Origin of the sequence: Kitasatospora sp. NPDC127035 (assembly GCF_042726075.1) — a bacterium.
In the GTDB taxonomy this organism is placed as follows: Bacteria; Actinomycetota; Actinomycetes; order Streptomycetales; family Streptomycetaceae; genus Kitasatospora.
Genome location: NZ_JBHXDN010000047.1, coordinates 34,857 through 51,235 on the forward strand (window position 1 = coordinate 34,857; position 16,379 = coordinate 51,235).

Below are 16,379 nucleotides of genomic sequence, written 5' to 3' on the forward strand. Positions count from 1 at the left end.
GTAGTAGAGGTCGGCGTTGCCGGTGCCGCCGGTGGTGGTGATGGTCAGCTGCTTGACGCCGGCCGGCAGGTTCAGGAAGTGGTAGCTGTAGTTGCCGGCGGTGGCGGTGAGGTTGTCCCGGCGGCAGTTCTTGTCGAACTGGCGCGGGTCGGCGATGGTGCAGACCGGGGCCTGGGAGGTCGGCAGGGTGCCGCAGCTGTCGGCCGCGCAGGCGGTCAGCCAGGTGGAGAAGTCGGCGTCGTACCTGGTGCCGATGGTGGACTTGAGCAGGGTGCGGGCGCCCGCCCAGTCACCGGCGCGGTACTTGGCGAGCAGCGCGTTGACGTCCTCGGGGTGCGACTGCAGCATGTAGCGGACGGCCAGGTATCCCCACTTGTAGACCCGGGTCGAGTTGACGTCGGCGTCGGGGGTCTGGTCGTAGACGGTGTCGAAGAGCTCGCTGAGCTTGTAGGTCTTCTTGCCGGCCTCGGCGATGGCGCCCGCGTTGCGCTCGTTGCGGTAGTGGTACGAGATGTACTCGGCGACGCCCTCGACCCACCAGATGGTCGGGGTGGTCATGCCGGCCTCGAAGTCACCGGCCATGTTGTAGCGGCCGTCGAGGTAGTGGGTGTACTCGTGGTTGAGGTTCCAGATCTGGAACTGCGGGCGCAGCCAGTCGGCCTCGTGGGCGATGAAGCGGGCCTGGTTGCCGGCCTTGCTCGGGTCGCCCTCCTCGTACATGCCACCGTTGTCGGTGTCGATGTTGTACATGATCCAGGCGTACAGCTTGTAGTTGTAGTAGTCGTCGAAGGCGACGACCTCCAGGTTGGTATTCAGGTCGCCGGGGACCGCCCCGTTGTCCTTGATGACCTTGTGGAAGAAGGCGTCCTGGTTGATCAGGCTGGTGCAGGTGTCGGCCAGCTCGGTGGCGCTCATCTGCTGGGCGCGGACCCGCAGGTTCGCGTTGCAGGTCTGGGTGTTGACGAGGACCAGCGGGACGAGCCGGGTCGGCAGGTCACAGGTGCCGTAGTACGAGCAGTTGCCCTTGTCCGCGTCCTCCGTGAACCAGACCAGGTTCATCGTGAGCGGACCGGTGGCGCCGACCAGCGGGTAGCGGTTGATCAGGTCCTTGACCAGCGGGCGGCCCTGGGCCTTCAGCGCGTCGACGGTGAGCAGGTTGCCGAGCTGCATGCCGATCCGGGTGGCGACGTCGCCGCCGTCCAGCTGGGCGGCGTTGCGGGTGACGAAGGCGGCCCAGGTGGTGGCGACGGTCGGGTCGGCCTGGAGGGCCGCGATGAAGCCGGTGTCGCCGTACTTCAGGTCGAACCCGCCCTCGATGACCCACTCGACGTGGTCCACGGCGAGCTTCATCGAGGCCGGCCAGTTGCTGCCGTAACCGGCGAGCAGGCGCTTGACGACGCCGGCGTACCGGCCGTTCTCGTCGGCGCTGTCGATGAGGGTGACGGCCTCGTTGAGGGTGGCGCCGTTGGCCTCGGTGACGTCCTGGCTGCGCGGGGCGGCGAAGAAGGCGTCCAGCGCGCCGCGGATCGCGGTCTGCAGCGCGGTGCCGTAGGCGCCGACGGCGGCCTCGTTGTTCCCCTGCACGTAGTAGCCGGCGCGGAGGAACATCACCAGCTGGCCGATGCCCGCGCCGTTGTTGCCCGCGTAGGTGGCCGAGGCGGTGCGCAGCGCGTCGGCCACGGTGACCATCTGGGCCTCGCGGAAGACCTTCCCGGCGTCCGTCCCGGTGAGGTTGAACAGCGGGTAGGTGCAGGTGACGTCGGGGAGCGCCTTGAGCGACTGGACGAGCGCGCTGCCCGAGCCGCCCAGCACGCCGGAGAGGTTGCAGTCGACGGCGGCCGGGGCGGCCGAGAACTGCTTGGCGCTCTTCGCGGCGGCGGCCGGGGTCGGGGTGACGGCCCGGACGGGGGTCTCCTTGCCGGCGCTCTCGGAGGCGAGCGGGCGGTCGCCGGTGCCGGCGTCGGGGGACTTGGGCACCGGGATCGCCTTCGGCGCGGACGCGGCGGTGACCCCGGTGGCGGCCTTGGCCGCGGGGGAGCCCGCACCGGCCGGGGCGGCCTGGCTCTGCGGTGCGAACAGGCCGAGGGCGATGAAGAAGGCGGCGCCGAGCGCAGGGAGCCTGCGCGCGCCGGCCTTGGATATGCGGAAGGGACGCATCTGTGGGGGCCTCCGGGGCCGTTCGGGGCCGCGTGGTTGGGGGACGCGGCCACTCGATGTGTGACATGTAAAATGGCACATGTCGCATCGTGTCGGGAAGAGCCCGGACCGGGTTTGTCCACCGTCGCAACCGAAACGTTGTCAGAGGGCTGTCAGAGCGCAGGCGTGGCGGCCCCTCGGCCGCCGGGGCGACCGAGGGGCCGAGGGGTGTGCGGGCGGGGTCAGGCGGCCCGCGGGGCCGCGAGCGGCGTGAGCGCCGCGAACTCCAGCGGCGCCGACGGGTCGATCGACAGGTCGGCCGGCGCGGGCTCGGCGCCGGCCCGGACCAGCAGGTCGCCGATGGCCGCGACCATCGCCCCGTTGTCGGTGCACAGCCGCAGCGGCGGCACCCGCAGGGTGATCCCGGCGGAGGCGCAGCGCCGCTCGGCCAGCTCCCGGACCCGCGAGTTGGCCGCCACCCCGCCGACCACCACCAGGGTCCGGATCCCGTGGTCGGTGCAGGCCCTGACGGCCTTGCGGGTCAGCACGTCGGCGATCGCCTCCTGGAGCGCGGCGGCCGCGTCCGGGACGTGCGGCTCGGTGCCGGCCGCGCGGTGCGCCTCGACCCAGCGGGCGGCGGCGGTCTTGAGGCCGGAGAAGGAGAACGCGTACGGGGCGTCGTTGCGGCCCGTCAGCGGGCGCGGGAAGCGCACGGCGCGCGGGTCGCCGTCGCGGGCGGCGCGGTCGATGGCGGGCCCGCCGGGGTAGGGCAGGTGCAGGATCCGGGCGACCTTGTCGAAGCACTCGCCGGCCGCGTCGTCCAGGGTGTCGCCGAGGTGGACGATCGGGTCGCGGGCGAGGTCGCGCACCAGCAGGAGCGAGGTGTGGCCGCCGGAGACGATGAGCACCACGCACGGGTTCGGCAGCGGTTCGCCGTCCAGCGTGGCGGCGGCCACGTGCCCCGCCAGGTGGTGGACGCCGTACAGCGGGACGCCGAGCGAGTACGCGTAGCCCTTGGCCGCCGCCACCCCGACCTGGAGCGCCCCGGACAGGCCCGGACCGGCCGTCACCGCCACGGCGCCGACGTCGGCCAGGGTGAGCCCGGCCCGGTCCAGCGCCTCGCGGACCACCGGCGCCATCGCGTGGACGTGCGCGCGGGCGGCGATCTCCGGCACCACCCCGCCGTAGCGGGCGTGTTCGTCCATGCTGGAGGCCACCGCCTGGCCGAGCAGCCGCCCGTCCTGCACCAGCCCGGCCCCGGTCTCGTCGCAGGACGACTCGATGCCCAGTACCACCGGCGATCCGGTCACCGTCGTCCACCCGCCCTTGCTGCTGAAAGTCCGTACCTGCAACCATTGTGCAATAGGAGGGAAGGGTGACGATCCCCGGGGTGTGAGGAATACGCAGGAGCCCTTGCTTAGTTTCTGCAACCGATACGCAATAGTGTGTTTCCGGCACGATCGTCACCGTTGAACTCGCCGAAAGGGGCCGTGTCCTGATGGGCACCTACTCGCTTCCCGACCTGCCGTACGACTACTCCGCTCTTGAGCGCGCGATGTCCGCCGAGATCCTGGAGCTGCACCACTCGAAGCACCACGCGGCGTACGTCAAGGGCGCCAACGACACCCTTGAGCAGCTGGCCGAGGCCCGTGACAAGGAGCAGTTCGGCGGTCTGGTCGGTCTCCAGAAGACCTTCGCCTTCCACCTCTCCGGCCACGTGCTGCACTCGCTGTTCTGGGAGAACCTCTCCCCGGAGGGCGGCGACCGTCCCGACGGCGCCCTCGCCGACGCGATCACCGAGCACTTCGGTTCGTTCGAGGCCTTCAAGAAGCAGCTGACCACCGCGACCGTCGGTGTGCAGGGCTCCGGCTGGGGCATCCTCTCCTGGGAGCCGCTGGGTCAGCGCCTGGTCGTCGAGCAGGTCTACGACCACCACGGCAACGTCGGCCAGGGCACCACCCCGCTGCTGGCCTTCGACGCCTGGGAGCACGCGTACTACCTGCAGTACCGCAACGTGCGCCCGGACTACGTCACCCGTCTGTGGGACGTCGTCAACTGGCAGGACGTCTCGACCCGCTTCGCGGCGGTCACGAGCGCCTGACCTTCCGGGTGAACCGCCCGTGAGCACCTGACCCGCGAGGGCGGGTGACGGAAGGCCCCCGACCGGCTACCTGCCCGGTCGGGGGCCTCTCCGTGTCACGGCGCTCCGTGGGACGGCGCTCCGTGGGACGCCGGGGCGGGACGTCGCCCCGCCCCGGGCTCCCGGCGGGGTGCCCCCGGCCGTCAGTCCTCGTCAGTCCTCGTCGGGCGTCCGGAAGGCGTCCAGGATCCGCTGGGCCGCGAGCCCGGCCGGCAGGGTGCCCTCGCGGACCCGGTGTTCCAGGGCGGGGGCGAGCCGGCGGACCTCCGGGTGGGCGTGCAGCCGGGCGAGGAGCTGGTCGTGCACCATCGCCCAGGTCCACTCGACCTGCTGGTCGCGCCGCTTGGCGGCCAGCGCGCCGGTCGCGTCCAGCACCTTGCGGTGCTGCTGGAGCCGCTCCCAGAGGGTGTCCAGCCCGCTGCCGTCGCGGCCGGAACAGGTCAGCACCGGGGGCGTCCACGGCGCGTCCGGGGCTTGCAACAGCCTCAGCGCGCCGGCGAGTTCGCGGGCCGCCGCACGGGCCTCGGTCTCGTGCGGGCCGTCCGCCTTGTTGACCGCGATCACGTCGGCGAGCTCCAGCACGCCCTTCTTGATGCCCTGCAGCTGGTCACCGGTGCGGGCCAGACTGAGCAGCAGGAAGCTGTCCACCATGCCCGCGACCGCGGTCTCCGACTGTCCGACGCCGACCGTCTCGATCAGCACGACGTCGTAGCCGGCGGCCTCCATCACCACCATCGACTCCCGGGTGGCCCGGGCCACCCCGCCGAGCGTGCCGGAGGTGGGGGACGGGCGGACGAACGCGGCCGGGTCGACGGCGAGGCGCTCCATCCGGGTCTTGTCACCCAGGATGGAACCGCCGGTCCGGCTGGAGGTCGGGTCGACGGCGAGCACCGCGACCCGGTGGCCGAGTCCGGTGAGCATGGTGCCGAAGGCATCGATGAAGGTCGACTTGCCGACACCGGGGACCCCGGTGATGCCCACCCGGACCGCCCCGCCCGCGTGCGGCAGCAGCATCGTCAGCAGCTGCTGCGCCAGCGCGCGGTGGTCGGGCCGGGTGGACTCGACGAGGGTGATGGCCCGCGCGACGTAGGCGCGCGAGCCCTCCCGCACGCCCGTCGCGTAGCTGTCGAGGTCGATCGTCCGGGGCGCCATCGCTCAGCGCCTCAGAGCTCGTGGCCGAGGTCGGCGGCGAGCGACTCCAGGAGGTCGTAGGCGGCGTCCGGGATCACCGTGCCGGGCGGGAAGACCGCCGCGGCACCCGCCGCGTACAGCGCCTCGAAGTCCTGCGGGGGGATCACCCCGCCGACCACGATGGTGATGTCCTCCCGGCCGGCCTCGGCCAGCTCGGCGCGCAGCGCCGGCACCAGCGTGAGGTGCCCGGCCGCCAGCGAGGAGACGCCGACGATGTGCACGTCCGCCTCGACCGCCTGGCGGGCCACCTCGGCGGGCGTCTGGAACAGCGGGCCGACGTCCACCGTGAAGCCGAGGTCGGCGAAGGCGGTGGCGATCACCTTCTGGCCGCGGTCGTGGCCGTCCTGGCCCATCTTGGCGACCAGGATGCGCGGTCGGCGGCCCTCGGCCCGCTCGAACCGCTCGACCAGGTCCCGGGTGCGCTGGAGGGGCGCCGACTGGCCCGCTTCGTCTCGGTACACACCCGAGATGGTACGGATCTGGCCCGAGTGCCGGCCGTACACCTTCTCCAGGGCGTCCGAGATCTCCCCGACGGTGGCCATGGCGCGGGCCGCGTTCACCGCGAGGTGGAGCAGGTTGCCGTCCAGCGATCCGCCGCGCTGCGGGCCGGCCTCGGCGGCGCGGGTCAGCGCGTGCAGGGCGGCCTGGGTGGCGGCCTCGTCGCGCTCGTCGCGCAGGCGGCGGAGCTTCTCGATCTGCCGGGTGCGCACCGAGGAGTTGTCGACCTTGAGCACCTCGATCTGCTCGTCGCTCTCCACCCGGTACTTGTTGACGCCGATCACCGGCTGGCGGCCGGAGTCGATCCGGGCCTGGGTGCGGGCGGCGGCCTCCTCGACGCGGAGCTTGGGGATGCCCGCGTCGATCGCCTTGGCCATGCCGCCGGCGGCCTCGACCTCCTGGATGTGCTGCCAGGCACGGTTGGCGAGGTCGTGGGTGAGCTTCTCGACGTACGCCGAGCCGCCCCACGGGTCGATGGCCCGGCAGGTGCCGGACTCCTGCTGGAGCAGCAGCTGGGTGTTGCGGGCGATCCGGGCCGAGAAGTCGGTCGGCAGCGCGAGCGCCTCGTCCAGCGCGTTGGTGTGCAGCGACTGGGTGTGGCCCTGGGTGGCGGCCATCGCCTCGACACAGGTGCGGGCGACGTTGTTGAACACGTCCTGGGCGGTCAGCGACCAGCCGGAGGTCTGCGAATGGGTGCGCAGCGAGAGCGACTTGGCGTTCTTCGGGTCGAACTGCTTGACCAGCTTGGCCCAGAGCAGGCGGGCCGCGCGGAGCTTGGCCACCTCCATGAAGAAGTTCATGCCGATGGCCCAGAAGAACGAGAGGCGCGGCGCGAACGCGTCCACGTCCAGCCCGACGTCCAGTCCGGCCCGCAGGTACTCCACGCCGTCGGCGAGGGTGTAGGCCAGCTCCAGGTCGGCCGTGGCCCCGGCCTCCTGGATGTGGTAGCCGGAGATGGAGATCGAGTTGTACCGGGGCATCTTCTGCGAGGTGTACGCGAAGATGTCCGAGATGATCCGCATCGACGGCTGCGGCGGGTAGATGTAGGTGTTGCGGACCATGAACTCCTTGAGGATGTCGTTCTGGATGGTCCCCGCCAGCTTCTCGGGCGGCACCCCCTGCTCCTCGGCCGCGACGATGTACAGCGCCAGCACGGGCAGCACCGCGCCGTTCATGGTCATCGACACCGACATGCGGTCCAGCGGGATGCCGTCGAAGAGCTGGCGCATGTCGTAGATGGAGTCGATCGCCACGCCCGCCATGCCGACGTCGCCGGTGACGCGCGGGTGGTCGCTGTCGTAGCCGCGGTGGGTCGGCAGGTCGAAGGCGACCGAGAGGCCCTTCTGACCGGCGGCCAGGTTCCGGCGGTAGAAGGCGTTGGACTCCTCCGCGGTGGAGAAGCCCGCGTACTGACGGACCGTCCACGGCTGGTTGACGTACATCGTCGGGTACGGGCCGCGCAGGTACGGGGCGATACCCGGGTAGGTGTCCAGGAAGTCCAGGCCGGCCAGGTCGGCGGAGGTGTACAGCGGCTTGACGCCGATGCCCTCGGGGGTGTCCCAGAGCAGCTCGTCGACGTCCTTGCCGGTGGCCTGCCGCCAGGCGTTGCGCCACTGGCCGTCGGTGACGTCCGCGCCGGCGTCCCCGTCCAGCCCGATTCCGGTGAAGTCGGGGATCATCACGCCACTCCGCTTTCGTCGAGGCTTTCCACGGGGATCTCGTCGGTGATCCGGTCCAGCAGGGCGGTCAGGGTCGCGACGGCGTCGCCGCCCGCGAAGACGAACTCGTCCACCCCGGCCGCCAGGTACGCCTCACGCTGCTCGCCGGGCCGCCCCGCGAGCAGCACCCGCTGCGCGCCGGCCGCCTTGAGCGCGGCGGCGACGGCCTCGGCCCGCTCGCCGTACAGCGCGTCGCTGGAGCAGAGGCAGGCGACCCGCGCGCCCGAGGCGGCGAACGCCTCGGCGAACGCGGCGGGTTCGGTGCCCTCCACCGAGGTGGTCGCGATGCCGCCGGCCTGGAACAGGTTGGCGGCGAAGGTGGTGCGCGCGGTGTGCGCGGCGGCGGAGCCGATCGAGGCGAGGAAGAGCCCGGGCCGGGCGCCGGTGGCCGCGAGGTACGCGTCCGAGCGGTCCCGCAGGGCCTCGTACGCCTCCGCGCGGCGCACCCTCGGCAGCCCGCCGCCCGGTGCGGCCGGGGCCGGCTCGCGGACCGGCGACTGCTCGCCCAGGTTCGGGAACTCGCTGACGCCGGTGACCGGTTCGCGCCGCTTGGCCAGTCGCACCGAGCGCTCCGCCCAGGTGGCCGCGATCCGCTCGCCGACCAGCCCGGACTCCAGTGCGGACCGCAGCCCGCCGGCGCGCTCGATCTCCTGGAACCACTCCCAGGCGGCGTGCGCCAGCTCGTCGGTCAGCCGCTCCACGTACCAGGAGCCGCCGGCCGGGTCGACGACCCGGGCCAGGTGCGACTCCTCCAGGAGGATGGACTGGGTGTTGCGGGCGATCCGGCGGGCGAAGGCGTCCGGCAGGCCGAGCGCGCTGTCGAACGGCTGGACGCTCACCGCGTCCGCCCCGCCGACCCCGGCGGCCAGGCAGGCGATCGTGGTGCGGAGCATGTTCACCCACGGGTCGCGGGCGGTCATCATCACCGCGGAGGTGACGGCGTGCTGGCGCTGTGCGGAGGACTCCGCGGCGGCGCCGGACACCTCGGCGACCCGGGACCAGAGCCGGCGCGCGGCCCGGAACTTGGCGATCGTCAGGAACTGGTCGGCGTCGGCCGCGTAGCGGAACTCCAGCTGGCCCAGCGCGGCGTCCACGGACAGCCCGGCGGCGGTCAGCGCACGCAGGTAGGCGACGCCGGTGGCCAGCGAGGCGCCGAGCTCCTGCGCGGGCGAGGCGCCGGCCTCGTGGTACGGCAGGGCGTCGACGGTCAGTGCGCGCAGGTCCGGGTAGTCCCCGGCGCAGCGGGCGGCGAGGGCGGTCGCCGCGGCGAGCAGTGCGTCGGTCCGTCCGGCCTCCCCGGTGCGGGCCTGCAGACCGAGCGGGTCGGCGCCGAGGTTGCCCGCGGCGGCGCTGGGGGAGACCTCGCGAACCTGGTAGAGCTGGAACAACTGTTCGGCCGCGTCCGGGAATTCGGGCCCCGCGTCGAGCACCACACCGGCCAGGTCGAGGTAGACGCCGGTCAGCGCCTCGGGCAGCGAGGCGACCGGCAGGCCGTTCCCGCCGAGCTCCAGCCAGAGCGAGCCTCCGCCGTGCTCCAGGTCGGCCAGCACCGCCTCGTTGGTCCGCCGGGGGTCCGGATGGGCGTGCCGCTGACGGATGTCCCAGCCCGTGACCGAACAGCCCTGGGGCCGGCTGCCGCGGACGAACGGCGGGAAGCCGGGGAGGCCGGGGTCGGCGGGGCCGTCCTCGGCGGTGTACAGCGGGCGGGCGCGCAGCCCGTCCTGGAGTGCGGTGGTGAGCGCCTGCTCGGCCGCTGCGCCGTCCGCGTGCTGCGCACCGGACTTGCGCAGCACACCCTCGACGAGGGTCTGCCACTGCTCTCGGTGTGCGGCCGGGAACTCGGCGGCCAGGGGGAGCCCTTCGGGCGGGACCGTCATGCCCGCAGGTTAGCGCTCCGTGGCAAGGCGTAGCAGGGGTGGATGGTGTGACCTTGCCCTCGCTGTGCACTCTGTTGCACTAACGGTGCCGCCGGTGTCACCGGGGCGGCGCGACGGGCTTGCCGCTGCTCCGCCCACCACCCGCCCGCCACCCGCTCACCGATGGCCTACCGGCGGCCCACCACCCGCTCACCGCCCACCCGTCACTCGCTTACCGGCCGGTTACCGGCGGCTTGCCGCGCGCTTGCCACCCGCTTGCCACGGGCCCGCCCCGCCGCGGTCGGGTTCCCCGCCTTGCTCCGTCCTACTCCGTCCGGATCCGGCGTCCGCGGCGGCCGGCGCGCGGCGTGGCGGCGAGCGCCGGCGCGAGCGCGAGTCCGAGCGCGGCGAGCAGCAGACCCGCCGCGACCGCGAAGGTCACGCGCATGCCGGTGGCGACCGGGCCGGGGGCCGCGGTCGCGACGTCGGAGGTGGCCGAGGCGAGGGTGAACACGGCGCCCATCAGGGAGGCGCCGGTGACCAGGCCGAGGTTGCGGGACAGGTTGAGCAGGCCGGAGACGACGCCCCGGCGGTCGGCGGGGACGTCCGCCATGGCGCCCGTGTTGTTGGCGGTCTGGAAGAGCGAGTAGCCGGCGGTGACGACGGCGACCGGCACGAGGTAGCCCGCCACGCCGAGCGAGTCCGGCAGCAGGGCGACGGCGAGCGCGCCGGCCGACGCGGCCGCCAGGCCGGCCGCCGTGGTGCGCGGCGCGCCGAACCGGTCGGTGATCCGCCCGGCCGGGATCCCGGTCAGGGCGGCGACCAGCGGGCCGGCCGACAGGGCGAGCCCGACCAGGGCCGCGTCCAGCCGGAGCGTCCGGGCGAGGTAGAAGGGGCCGACCACCAGCGTCGCCATCATCACCGTGGAGACGAGGGCACTCATCGCCAGGCTCGCGCTCAGCCGCCGGTCGCGCAGGACGCCCGGGCGGACCAGCGGCGCCGCCGCCCTGGTCTGGGCGAGTCCGAAGAGCACGACGCCCACGGCCGCCGCCGCCAGCAGGGCCAGGTTGAGAACGCCGAAGTGTCCGCGGCCGAGGGTCATGGCGAGTGCGTAGGCCCCGAGCGTCAGGGCGAGCAGCAGTGTGCCCAGGTGATCGAAGCGGGCCCGGGCGGCGCCGGACGCCGTTCGGTCGGCCGGGTCGGCCGGCAGGTGGCGACGGGCGAGCAGCAGGGCCGTCACCCCCAGCGGCACGTTGACCAGGAACACCGCCCGCCAGCCGGGACCGGCGAGCAGCACCCCGCCCAGCGTGGGGCCGAGCGCGGTGCCCACCGCGGACATCGTGCCCAGCAGCCCCATGGCGCGGCCGGTCCGCTCCTTCGGGACGATCCCCCCGACGAACGCCATGGTGAGCGCCATCATGACGGCCGCGCCGAGGCCCTGCGCCGCCCGGGCCGCGACCAGCAGCCCGAGGGTGGGGGCCAGACCGCACAGGACGGAGGCGGCGGTGAACAGCAGCAGGCCGCCCAGCAGCAGCCGCCGCCGTCCGACCAGGTCGCCGAGCCGGCCGACGGTGACGATCAGCGTGGTGACGGCCAGCAGGTAGGCGAGGACGACCCACTGCACGGCCTGGAACGAGGCGCCGAACGCCTGGGCCAGGGTCGGGAGGCCGACGTTGGCGATGCTGGTGCCGAGCGAGGACAGCAGCATGGAGAGCGAGAGGCCGGCGAGCGCCCACCGGACGGAGTCCGCCCGCGTCGCCCGTCCGGCCGCCGCCGGACTCTGTCCCGCGTCTGTGGTGGTCAACCCGAACTCCGTTCTCCGCGGCCCGGGGTGGGGCCGTCCCGTGGCCGCTGCGCGGCACACGTGGGGGAGCGTGCTCCGGGCGCGTCGGGGTGGCAAACTTTGTTGCCGGTTCCGGGACGACGGAGGTGGGAAGCGCGGATGGACGAACCAGAGGGCTACCGGGCGGTGCTCGACGAGGTGGCGCCCCGGCTCCGCCGGCTGCGGGAGAAACGGGGCATCACGCTCGCCGCCCTGTCGGAGACGACCGGCATCTCCAAGAGCACGCTGTCCCGGCTGGAGTCCGGCCAGCGGCGCCCGAGCCTGGAACTGCTGCTGCCGCTCGCCGGCGCCTACCGGGTGCCGTTGGACGAACTGGTCGGCGCCCCGGAGGTGGGCGACCCCCGGGTCCGGCTGACGCCGCGTGCGCTGCCGAACGGCGGGACGGTCGTCCCGCTGACCCGCAGCCCGGGCCCGCTCCAGGCGTACAAGCTGGTGATCGTCGACCGTGGCACCGAGCCGGACCTGCGGACGCACGAGGGCTACGAGTGGCTGTACGTGCTGGACGGCCGGCTGCGGCTGCTGCTGGGGGAGCACGACGTGGTCCTCGGCCCCGGCGAGGCGGCCGAGTTCGACACCCGGGTTCCGCACTGGTTCACCAGCGCGGACGGGCGCCCGGTGGAACTGCTCAGCCTGTTCGGGCGGCAGGGCGAGCGGATGCACGTCCGGGCGAGGCCGAAGGCCTGACGGCGGACCGGTGGGCCGGCGGGCCGGATGTGCCCCCGCCCGCCGACGGGGGCCGGCCCCGGCGGGATCAGCGGCGCATCCGCCGGACGAGGTCCCCGGCCGCCGCCGACCAGTGCGGGTGTTCGAAGCCGAACCCCGCGTCGAGGAGCCGCCTGGGCACCACCGCGCGGCTCTTGAGGAGCAGTTCGGTGTCCGAACGCAGGGCGAACGCGCCGACCTCGGCCATCCAGCGGGTGGCGGGCAGGCCGATCGGGACGCCCTTGGCCCGCCGGAGGGCCCGCATGAAGGCCCGCTGCGACAGCGGGGCGGGCGCCGCCAGGTTGACGGGGCCTTCGAGGTCGTCACGCTCGATCAGGAAGCGGACGGCGCGGACGAGGTCCCGGTCGTGGATCCAGGACATGTACTGGGTACCGCCGTCGATCGGCCCGCCGAAGCCGGTCCGGGCCAGCCTGACCAACTGCTCGAAGGCGCCGCCGCGGTCGGGGCTCATCACCATGGCGCAGCGCAGCGCGACCCGCCGGGTCGCGGGCGTCGCGGCGTCGGTCTGCTCGCGCTCCCAGGCGCGGGCGATCTGCACGCTGCGGTCCCAGGACCGGGGGGCGCCCGGCTCGCCGCCACCGAGCGGGCCGGCCTCGTCGTGCGGGGCGCCGTAGGTGTGGGGGTAGATGGTGGCGGTGCTCATCTGGAGCCAGACCCGGGGCGGGCGCCGGGCGCCGGCGACGGCCCGGCCGACGGTCCGGGTGGAGTGCACCCGCGAGTCCCTCATGTCGCGCTGGTTCTGCTCGGTGTAGCGGCAGTTGACGCTGCGCCCGGCGAGGTTGACGACGGCGTCGGCGCCGTCGATCACCTCGGTCCAGCGGCCCAGGGTGCGGCCGTCCCAGTAGATCTCCCGGTCGCGCCGGGGCTGCCTGGTCAGGACGAGGACCTCATGGCCCTCGGCGGTCAGCGCCCGGTCCAGGATGCGTCCGACCTGCCCGGTTCCCCCGGGTATGACGATCTTCATCGAGTTCCCCCCTCGGTGTGGTTCGCGGCCAGCGTAGCGAGATATGTGAACGCGTTCAAAACGGCCTCCGCCGCACTCGGCGGCCGAGGGAAATTCGATGGTCCGCGCGCCCGCCGCGGTGATACGGATGGCGCGTACCCGACCGCGCGGACCCGCGCCCGGATTCACGCCCGGGCCCGCGCCGGGACCGCACCCGGACCCGCGCCGGGACCCGCACCGACCGAGAAGAGGGCCTGCCTCCGATGTCCGTCCCCACCGCCACCGACTGGTCGGAGGTCTGTGCCCGTGACTTCGCCGTCCCGGCCGGCCGCCCGCTGGACGCCCTCGTCGACGAACTCGCCGCGGCCCTGGCCGACCCCGACCCGCTGGTCCGGGACGGTGACCCGTACGCGGTCCTCGGCACCTGGATCGAACGCGACGTGGTGGCCGGTGAGCTGCGGACCGCCCTCGGGCACCGGATGGCGGCGCGGTTCGGCGACCCGGCGATCGAGGCGCGGAGCTTCGCCGCCCTCGTCCTCGACATGATCGTCTCCCGGGGGGACCACGACCCGGCCTGGTTCGGGGCCTTCGCCCGCTGGTACCCGGCCGAGACCGACCTGCGCGGCCACCACCCCGAACTCGGCTGGCTGCACGCGGCCGCGCACGGCGCCGACCTGCTCGGCACGTTCGGCCGGCACCCCGCCGTCGCCCCCGGGCCGGTGCTCGACCTCGCCGCCGCCCGGCTGCTGGCCCGCACCGACCACCTGTTCGGCCAGCGCGAGGACGAGCGGACGGCGACCGGCGTCGCGCGCACCCTCACCAGGCCGGAGCTGACCGAGAAGGAGTGCGTCGACTGGGTCGAGCGGTCGGCCGCCGCCCTCGCGGACCACCGGCGGGGCCCGGCCCCGGCCTGGGTGTCCAACTGCGCGCGGACCCTGCGGGCGCTGCTCGTCCTCGCCCGGACCGGGGTGCGGGCGGCGGGCCCGGGCACGCCGCTGCTGCCTCTGGCCCACGGCCCCGCCGTCACGGACGCGCTGCTGCGGGCGCTGGGCCCGGTCTGAGGCCCGCTCCCCGGTCGCTCCCCGGTTGCTCCTCCGGCCGGCCCGGCGGCCGGAGCGGGCGTCCGGGGCGTGCCTCCGGGCCGGGCGTCCGGACCGGCCGTCCGGACCGGGCATCCGAGCGTTGGCCGGAAATGTGTCCGATTTCGTGGAACTGCGGCTGCTCCCCGCCCGACTGGTGGACCGGACCTCGGCGCGGTCGCCCGTGCCCGTCCTGCCCGTCCGTTCGTCTGCCCGTCCAAGGAGTGCTCGCGCATGTGCGGAATCACCGGCTGGGTGTCCTTTCATCAGGACGTCCGCCACAGCGCCCCCGTCATCGAGGCGATGACCGCCACCATGGCCCTGCGCGGCCCCGACGCCGGCGGCGTCTGGCTCGGTCGTCACGCCGCTCTCGGTCACCGCCGCCTCGCCGTGATCGACATCCAGGGCGGTGCGCAGCCCATGGTCGACCGCCGGGACGAGCCGGGTGTCGTCCTCACCTACAGCGGCGAGGTCTACAACCACCACCAGCTGCGGGCCGAGCTGACCGCCAAGGGTCACCGCTTCGAGACCCGCAGCGACACCGAGGTGGTCCTCCGCGCCTACCAGGAGTGGGGCGACGCCCTGGTCGACCGGCTGGAGGGCATGTACGCCTTCGGCATCTGGGACGAGCGCAACCAGCGCCTGCTGCTCGTCCGCGACCGGCTCGGCGTCAAGCCGCTGTTCTGGGCCGAGGTCGACGGCGGTCTGGTCTTCGGCTCCGAGCCCAAGGCGCTCTTCGCCCACCCCGACGTCACGCCCACCGTGGACGCCGACGGCCTGCGGGAGGCGTACAGCCTGCTCTTCAACACCGGCCCCACGGTCTGGGCCGGCGTCCGCGAGGTCCACCCCGGCGGCCTGCTCGTCCTCGACCGCGGGGGCGTCCGCGAGCGCCGTTACTGGGAGCTGACCGCCCGTCCGCACACCGACGACCTCGACGTCACCCTGGAGCAGATCGGGTCGCTGGTCAACCGCGCCGCCCGGGCCCAGCTGGAGGCGGACGTCCCGCTCTGCAGCCTGCTCTCCGGCGGCCTCGACTCCACCATCGTCACCGCCCTGGTCGCCGACGAACTCCGGCTCCAGGAGGGCCCGCAGGCCAAGCTGCGCTCCTACGCCGTCGACTACAGCGACCAGGCCGAGGAGTTCACCGGCGACGTGCTGCGCACCGGGCACGACACCCCGTTCGCGGCCGAGGCCGGAGCCTTCATAGGCAGCGACCACTCGACCGTCGTGCTCGACCCGCGCACCCTGCTCGACCTGGAGCACCGCCGGGCCGTGGTGATCTCCCGGGACTCGCCGATCGGCGTCGGCGACATGGACACCTCGCTGTACCTGCTGTTCGGCGAGATCCGCAAGCACTCCACGGTCGCCCTCTCCGGGGAGGCGGCGGACGAGGTGTTCGGCGGCTACCCGTGGTTCCACAACCCCAAGGCGCTCGCCGCGCAGACCTTCCCCTGGCTGCTCGTCACCGGCGACGAGGCGGCCATGCCGATCAACCCGGACCTCGCCGCGCACCTGCGCATCGGCGAGTTCCGCGACGACACCTACAGCGCCGCGCTCGCCGCCGTCCCGCACGTCGACGGCGAGACCCCGACCGAGCACCGCCAGCGCGAGATGCAGCACCTCTCGCTGACCCGCTGGCTGCGCCAGCTGCTGCACCGCAAGGACCGCCTCTCGATGGCCCAGAGCCTGGAGGTGCGGGTGCCCTACTGCGACCACCGCCTGGTCGAGTACGCCTTCAACACCCCCTGGGCGATGAAGAGCTACGACGGTCGGGAGAAGAGCCTGCTGCGCGCGACCGGGCAGGGCATCGCCCCGGACTCGGTGCTCTGGCGGCCGAAGAACCACTACCCGGCCACCCACCACGCCGACTACAACAGCGGCCTCCAGCGGCTCGCGCGCGAGGCGCTGGACGCGCCGCACGTGCGGGACATCGCCGACGAGACGGTCATCAAGAGCAGTCTGGACACCCCGGCGGACCAGCTGGAGTGGGGCCACCGGCTCCGCCTGGAGCGGGTCGTGGACCTGGCCCTCTGGCTCGACCACCACCGCCCGGCGCTCGCCGTCTGAGTGCCCGCCCGAGAGCCGAGCGCCCGCCCCCGCCGCACCCGGGGGCGGGCGCTCCTCGTTGCGCGCCCGGCCTGCGCGCCCCGCGCGTCTTCGCCCCGCGCGTCTTCGCCCCGCGCAACCGCCCCACGCAACCGCCCCGGGTTCGGCAAGTCCTCTACAGGGATGTAGATTCAATTGCTCCGGCC

General features: G+C 73.6%; 11 protein-coding genes. 4 read left to right on the top strand and 7 right to left on the bottom strand.

Annotated features, from left to right (window positions below):
* Together ACFWIC_RS27675 and tsaD are read right to left on the bottom strand one after the other, a co-directional pair.
* Positions 1-2,157, bottom strand: a 2,157-nt coding sequence (locus ACFWIC_RS27675) for a collagenase (RefSeq protein WP_380520276.1), incomplete at its 3' end; no start/stop codon positions are given.
* 221 nt (positions 2,158-2,378) lie between these two features.
* Entirely contained in the window at positions 2,379-3,431 is a 1,053-nt protein-coding gene (gene tsaD, locus ACFWIC_RS27680; RefSeq protein WP_355402116.1) for a tRNA (adenosine(37)-N6)-threonylcarbamoyltransferase complex transferase subunit TsaD, read from the bottom strand.
* A gap of 203 nt (positions 3,432-3,634) precedes the next feature.
* On the opposite strand from tsaD, the gene ACFWIC_RS27685 reads away from it, so the two are divergent.
* A complete protein-coding gene (locus ACFWIC_RS27685; RefSeq protein ID WP_329876732.1) occupies positions 3,635-4,237 on the top strand; it encodes a superoxide dismutase in 603 nt (200 codons plus the stop codon).
* Between the two features lie 192 nt (positions 4,238-4,429).
* On the opposite strand, the gene meaB is transcribed toward ACFWIC_RS27685, so the two are convergent.
* From meaB to ACFWIC_RS27705, 4 genes are all read right to left on the bottom strand, one after another.
* Positions 4,430-5,428, bottom strand: coding sequence for a methylmalonyl Co-A mutase-associated GTPase MeaB (gene meaB, locus ACFWIC_RS27690; RefSeq protein ID WP_329876730.1), 999 nt, complete (start codon positions 5,426-5,428; stop codon positions 4,430-4,432).
* Positions 5,429-5,439: 11 nt separating this feature from the next.
* Complete coding sequence (gene scpA / locus ACFWIC_RS27695; protein WP_329876728.1) at positions 5,440-7,644, bottom strand: methylmalonyl-CoA mutase; 2,205 nt, start codon at positions 7,642-7,644, stop codon at positions 5,440-5,442.
* Positions 7,644-9,560 (bottom strand): methylmalonyl-CoA mutase family protein, encoded by a 1,917-nt coding sequence (locus ACFWIC_RS27700; RefSeq protein WP_380520277.1) that lies wholly within the window; start codon positions 9,558-9,560, stop codon positions 7,644-7,646. The genes scpA and ACFWIC_RS27700 overlap by 1 nt, the downstream gene beginning before the upstream one ends.
* Before the next feature lie 304 nt (positions 9,561-9,864).
* Positions 9,865-11,343: an MFS transporter gene (locus ACFWIC_RS27705; RefSeq protein ID WP_380520278.1), complete on the bottom strand. Its 1,479-nt coding sequence runs from the start codon at positions 11,341-11,343 to the stop codon at positions 9,865-9,867.
* A gap of 138 nt (positions 11,344-11,481) precedes the next feature.
* On the opposite strand from ACFWIC_RS27705, the gene ACFWIC_RS27710 reads away from it, so the two are divergent.
* Positions 11,482-12,066 (top strand): helix-turn-helix domain-containing protein, encoded by a 585-nt coding sequence (locus tag ACFWIC_RS27710; protein WP_355402027.1) that lies wholly within the window; start codon positions 11,482-11,484, stop codon positions 12,064-12,066.
* Positions 12,067-12,133: 67 nt separating this feature from the next.
* Here ACFWIC_RS27710 and ACFWIC_RS27715 read toward each other — a convergent pair whose 3' ends face one another.
* Positions 12,134-13,069 (bottom strand): TIGR01777 family oxidoreductase, encoded by a 936-nt coding sequence (locus ACFWIC_RS27715; protein WP_380355049.1) that lies wholly within the window; start codon positions 13,067-13,069, stop codon positions 12,134-12,136.
* A 242-nt stretch (positions 13,070-13,311) separates the two neighbouring features.
* On the opposite strand from ACFWIC_RS27715, the gene ACFWIC_RS27720 reads away from it, so the two are divergent.
* On the top strand, positions 13,312-14,109 hold the full coding sequence (locus ACFWIC_RS27720; protein WP_380355046.1) for a DUF2785 domain-containing protein: 798 nt from the start codon (positions 13,312-13,314) through the stop codon (positions 14,107-14,109).
* A gap of 252 nt (positions 14,110-14,361) precedes the next feature.
* The gene (gene asnB, locus ACFWIC_RS27725) at positions 14,362-16,194 is read left to right on the top strand and encodes an asparagine synthase (glutamine-hydrolyzing) (protein WP_329876715.1); all 1,833 of its coding nucleotides are present in this window, start codon (positions 14,362-14,364) and stop codon (positions 16,192-16,194) included.
* The last annotated feature ends 185 nt before the right edge of the window (positions 16,195-16,379 follow it).

Coding starts and splice junctions, on each gene's coding strand:
- ACFWIC_RS27685 (WP_329876732.1), top strand. CDS start 3,635: ATGGGCACCTACTCGCTTCCCGACCTGCCGTACGACTACTCCGCTCTT.
- meaB (WP_329876730.1), bottom strand. CDS start 5,428: ATGGCGCCCCGGACGATCGACCTCGACAGCTACGCGACGGGCGTGCGG.
- scpA (WP_329876728.1), bottom strand. CDS start 7,644: ATGATCCCCGACTTCACCGGAATCGGGCTGGACGGGGACGCCGGCGCG.
- ACFWIC_RS27700 (WP_380520277.1), bottom strand. CDS start 9,560: ATGACGGTCCCGCCCGAAGGGCTCCCCCTGGCCGCCGAGTTCCCGGCC.
- ACFWIC_RS27710 (WP_355402027.1), top strand. CDS start 11,482: ATGGACGAACCAGAGGGCTACCGGGCGGTGCTCGACGAGGTGGCGCCC.
- ACFWIC_RS27715 (WP_380355049.1), bottom strand. CDS start 13,069: ATGAAGATCGTCATACCCGGGGGAACCGGGCAGGTCGGACGCATCCTG.
- ACFWIC_RS27720 (WP_380355046.1), top strand. CDS start 13,312: ATGTCCGTCCCCACCGCCACCGACTGGTCGGAGGTCTGTGCCCGTGAC.
- asnB (WP_329876715.1), top strand. CDS start 14,362: ATGTGCGGAATCACCGGCTGGGTGTCCTTTCATCAGGACGTCCGCCAC.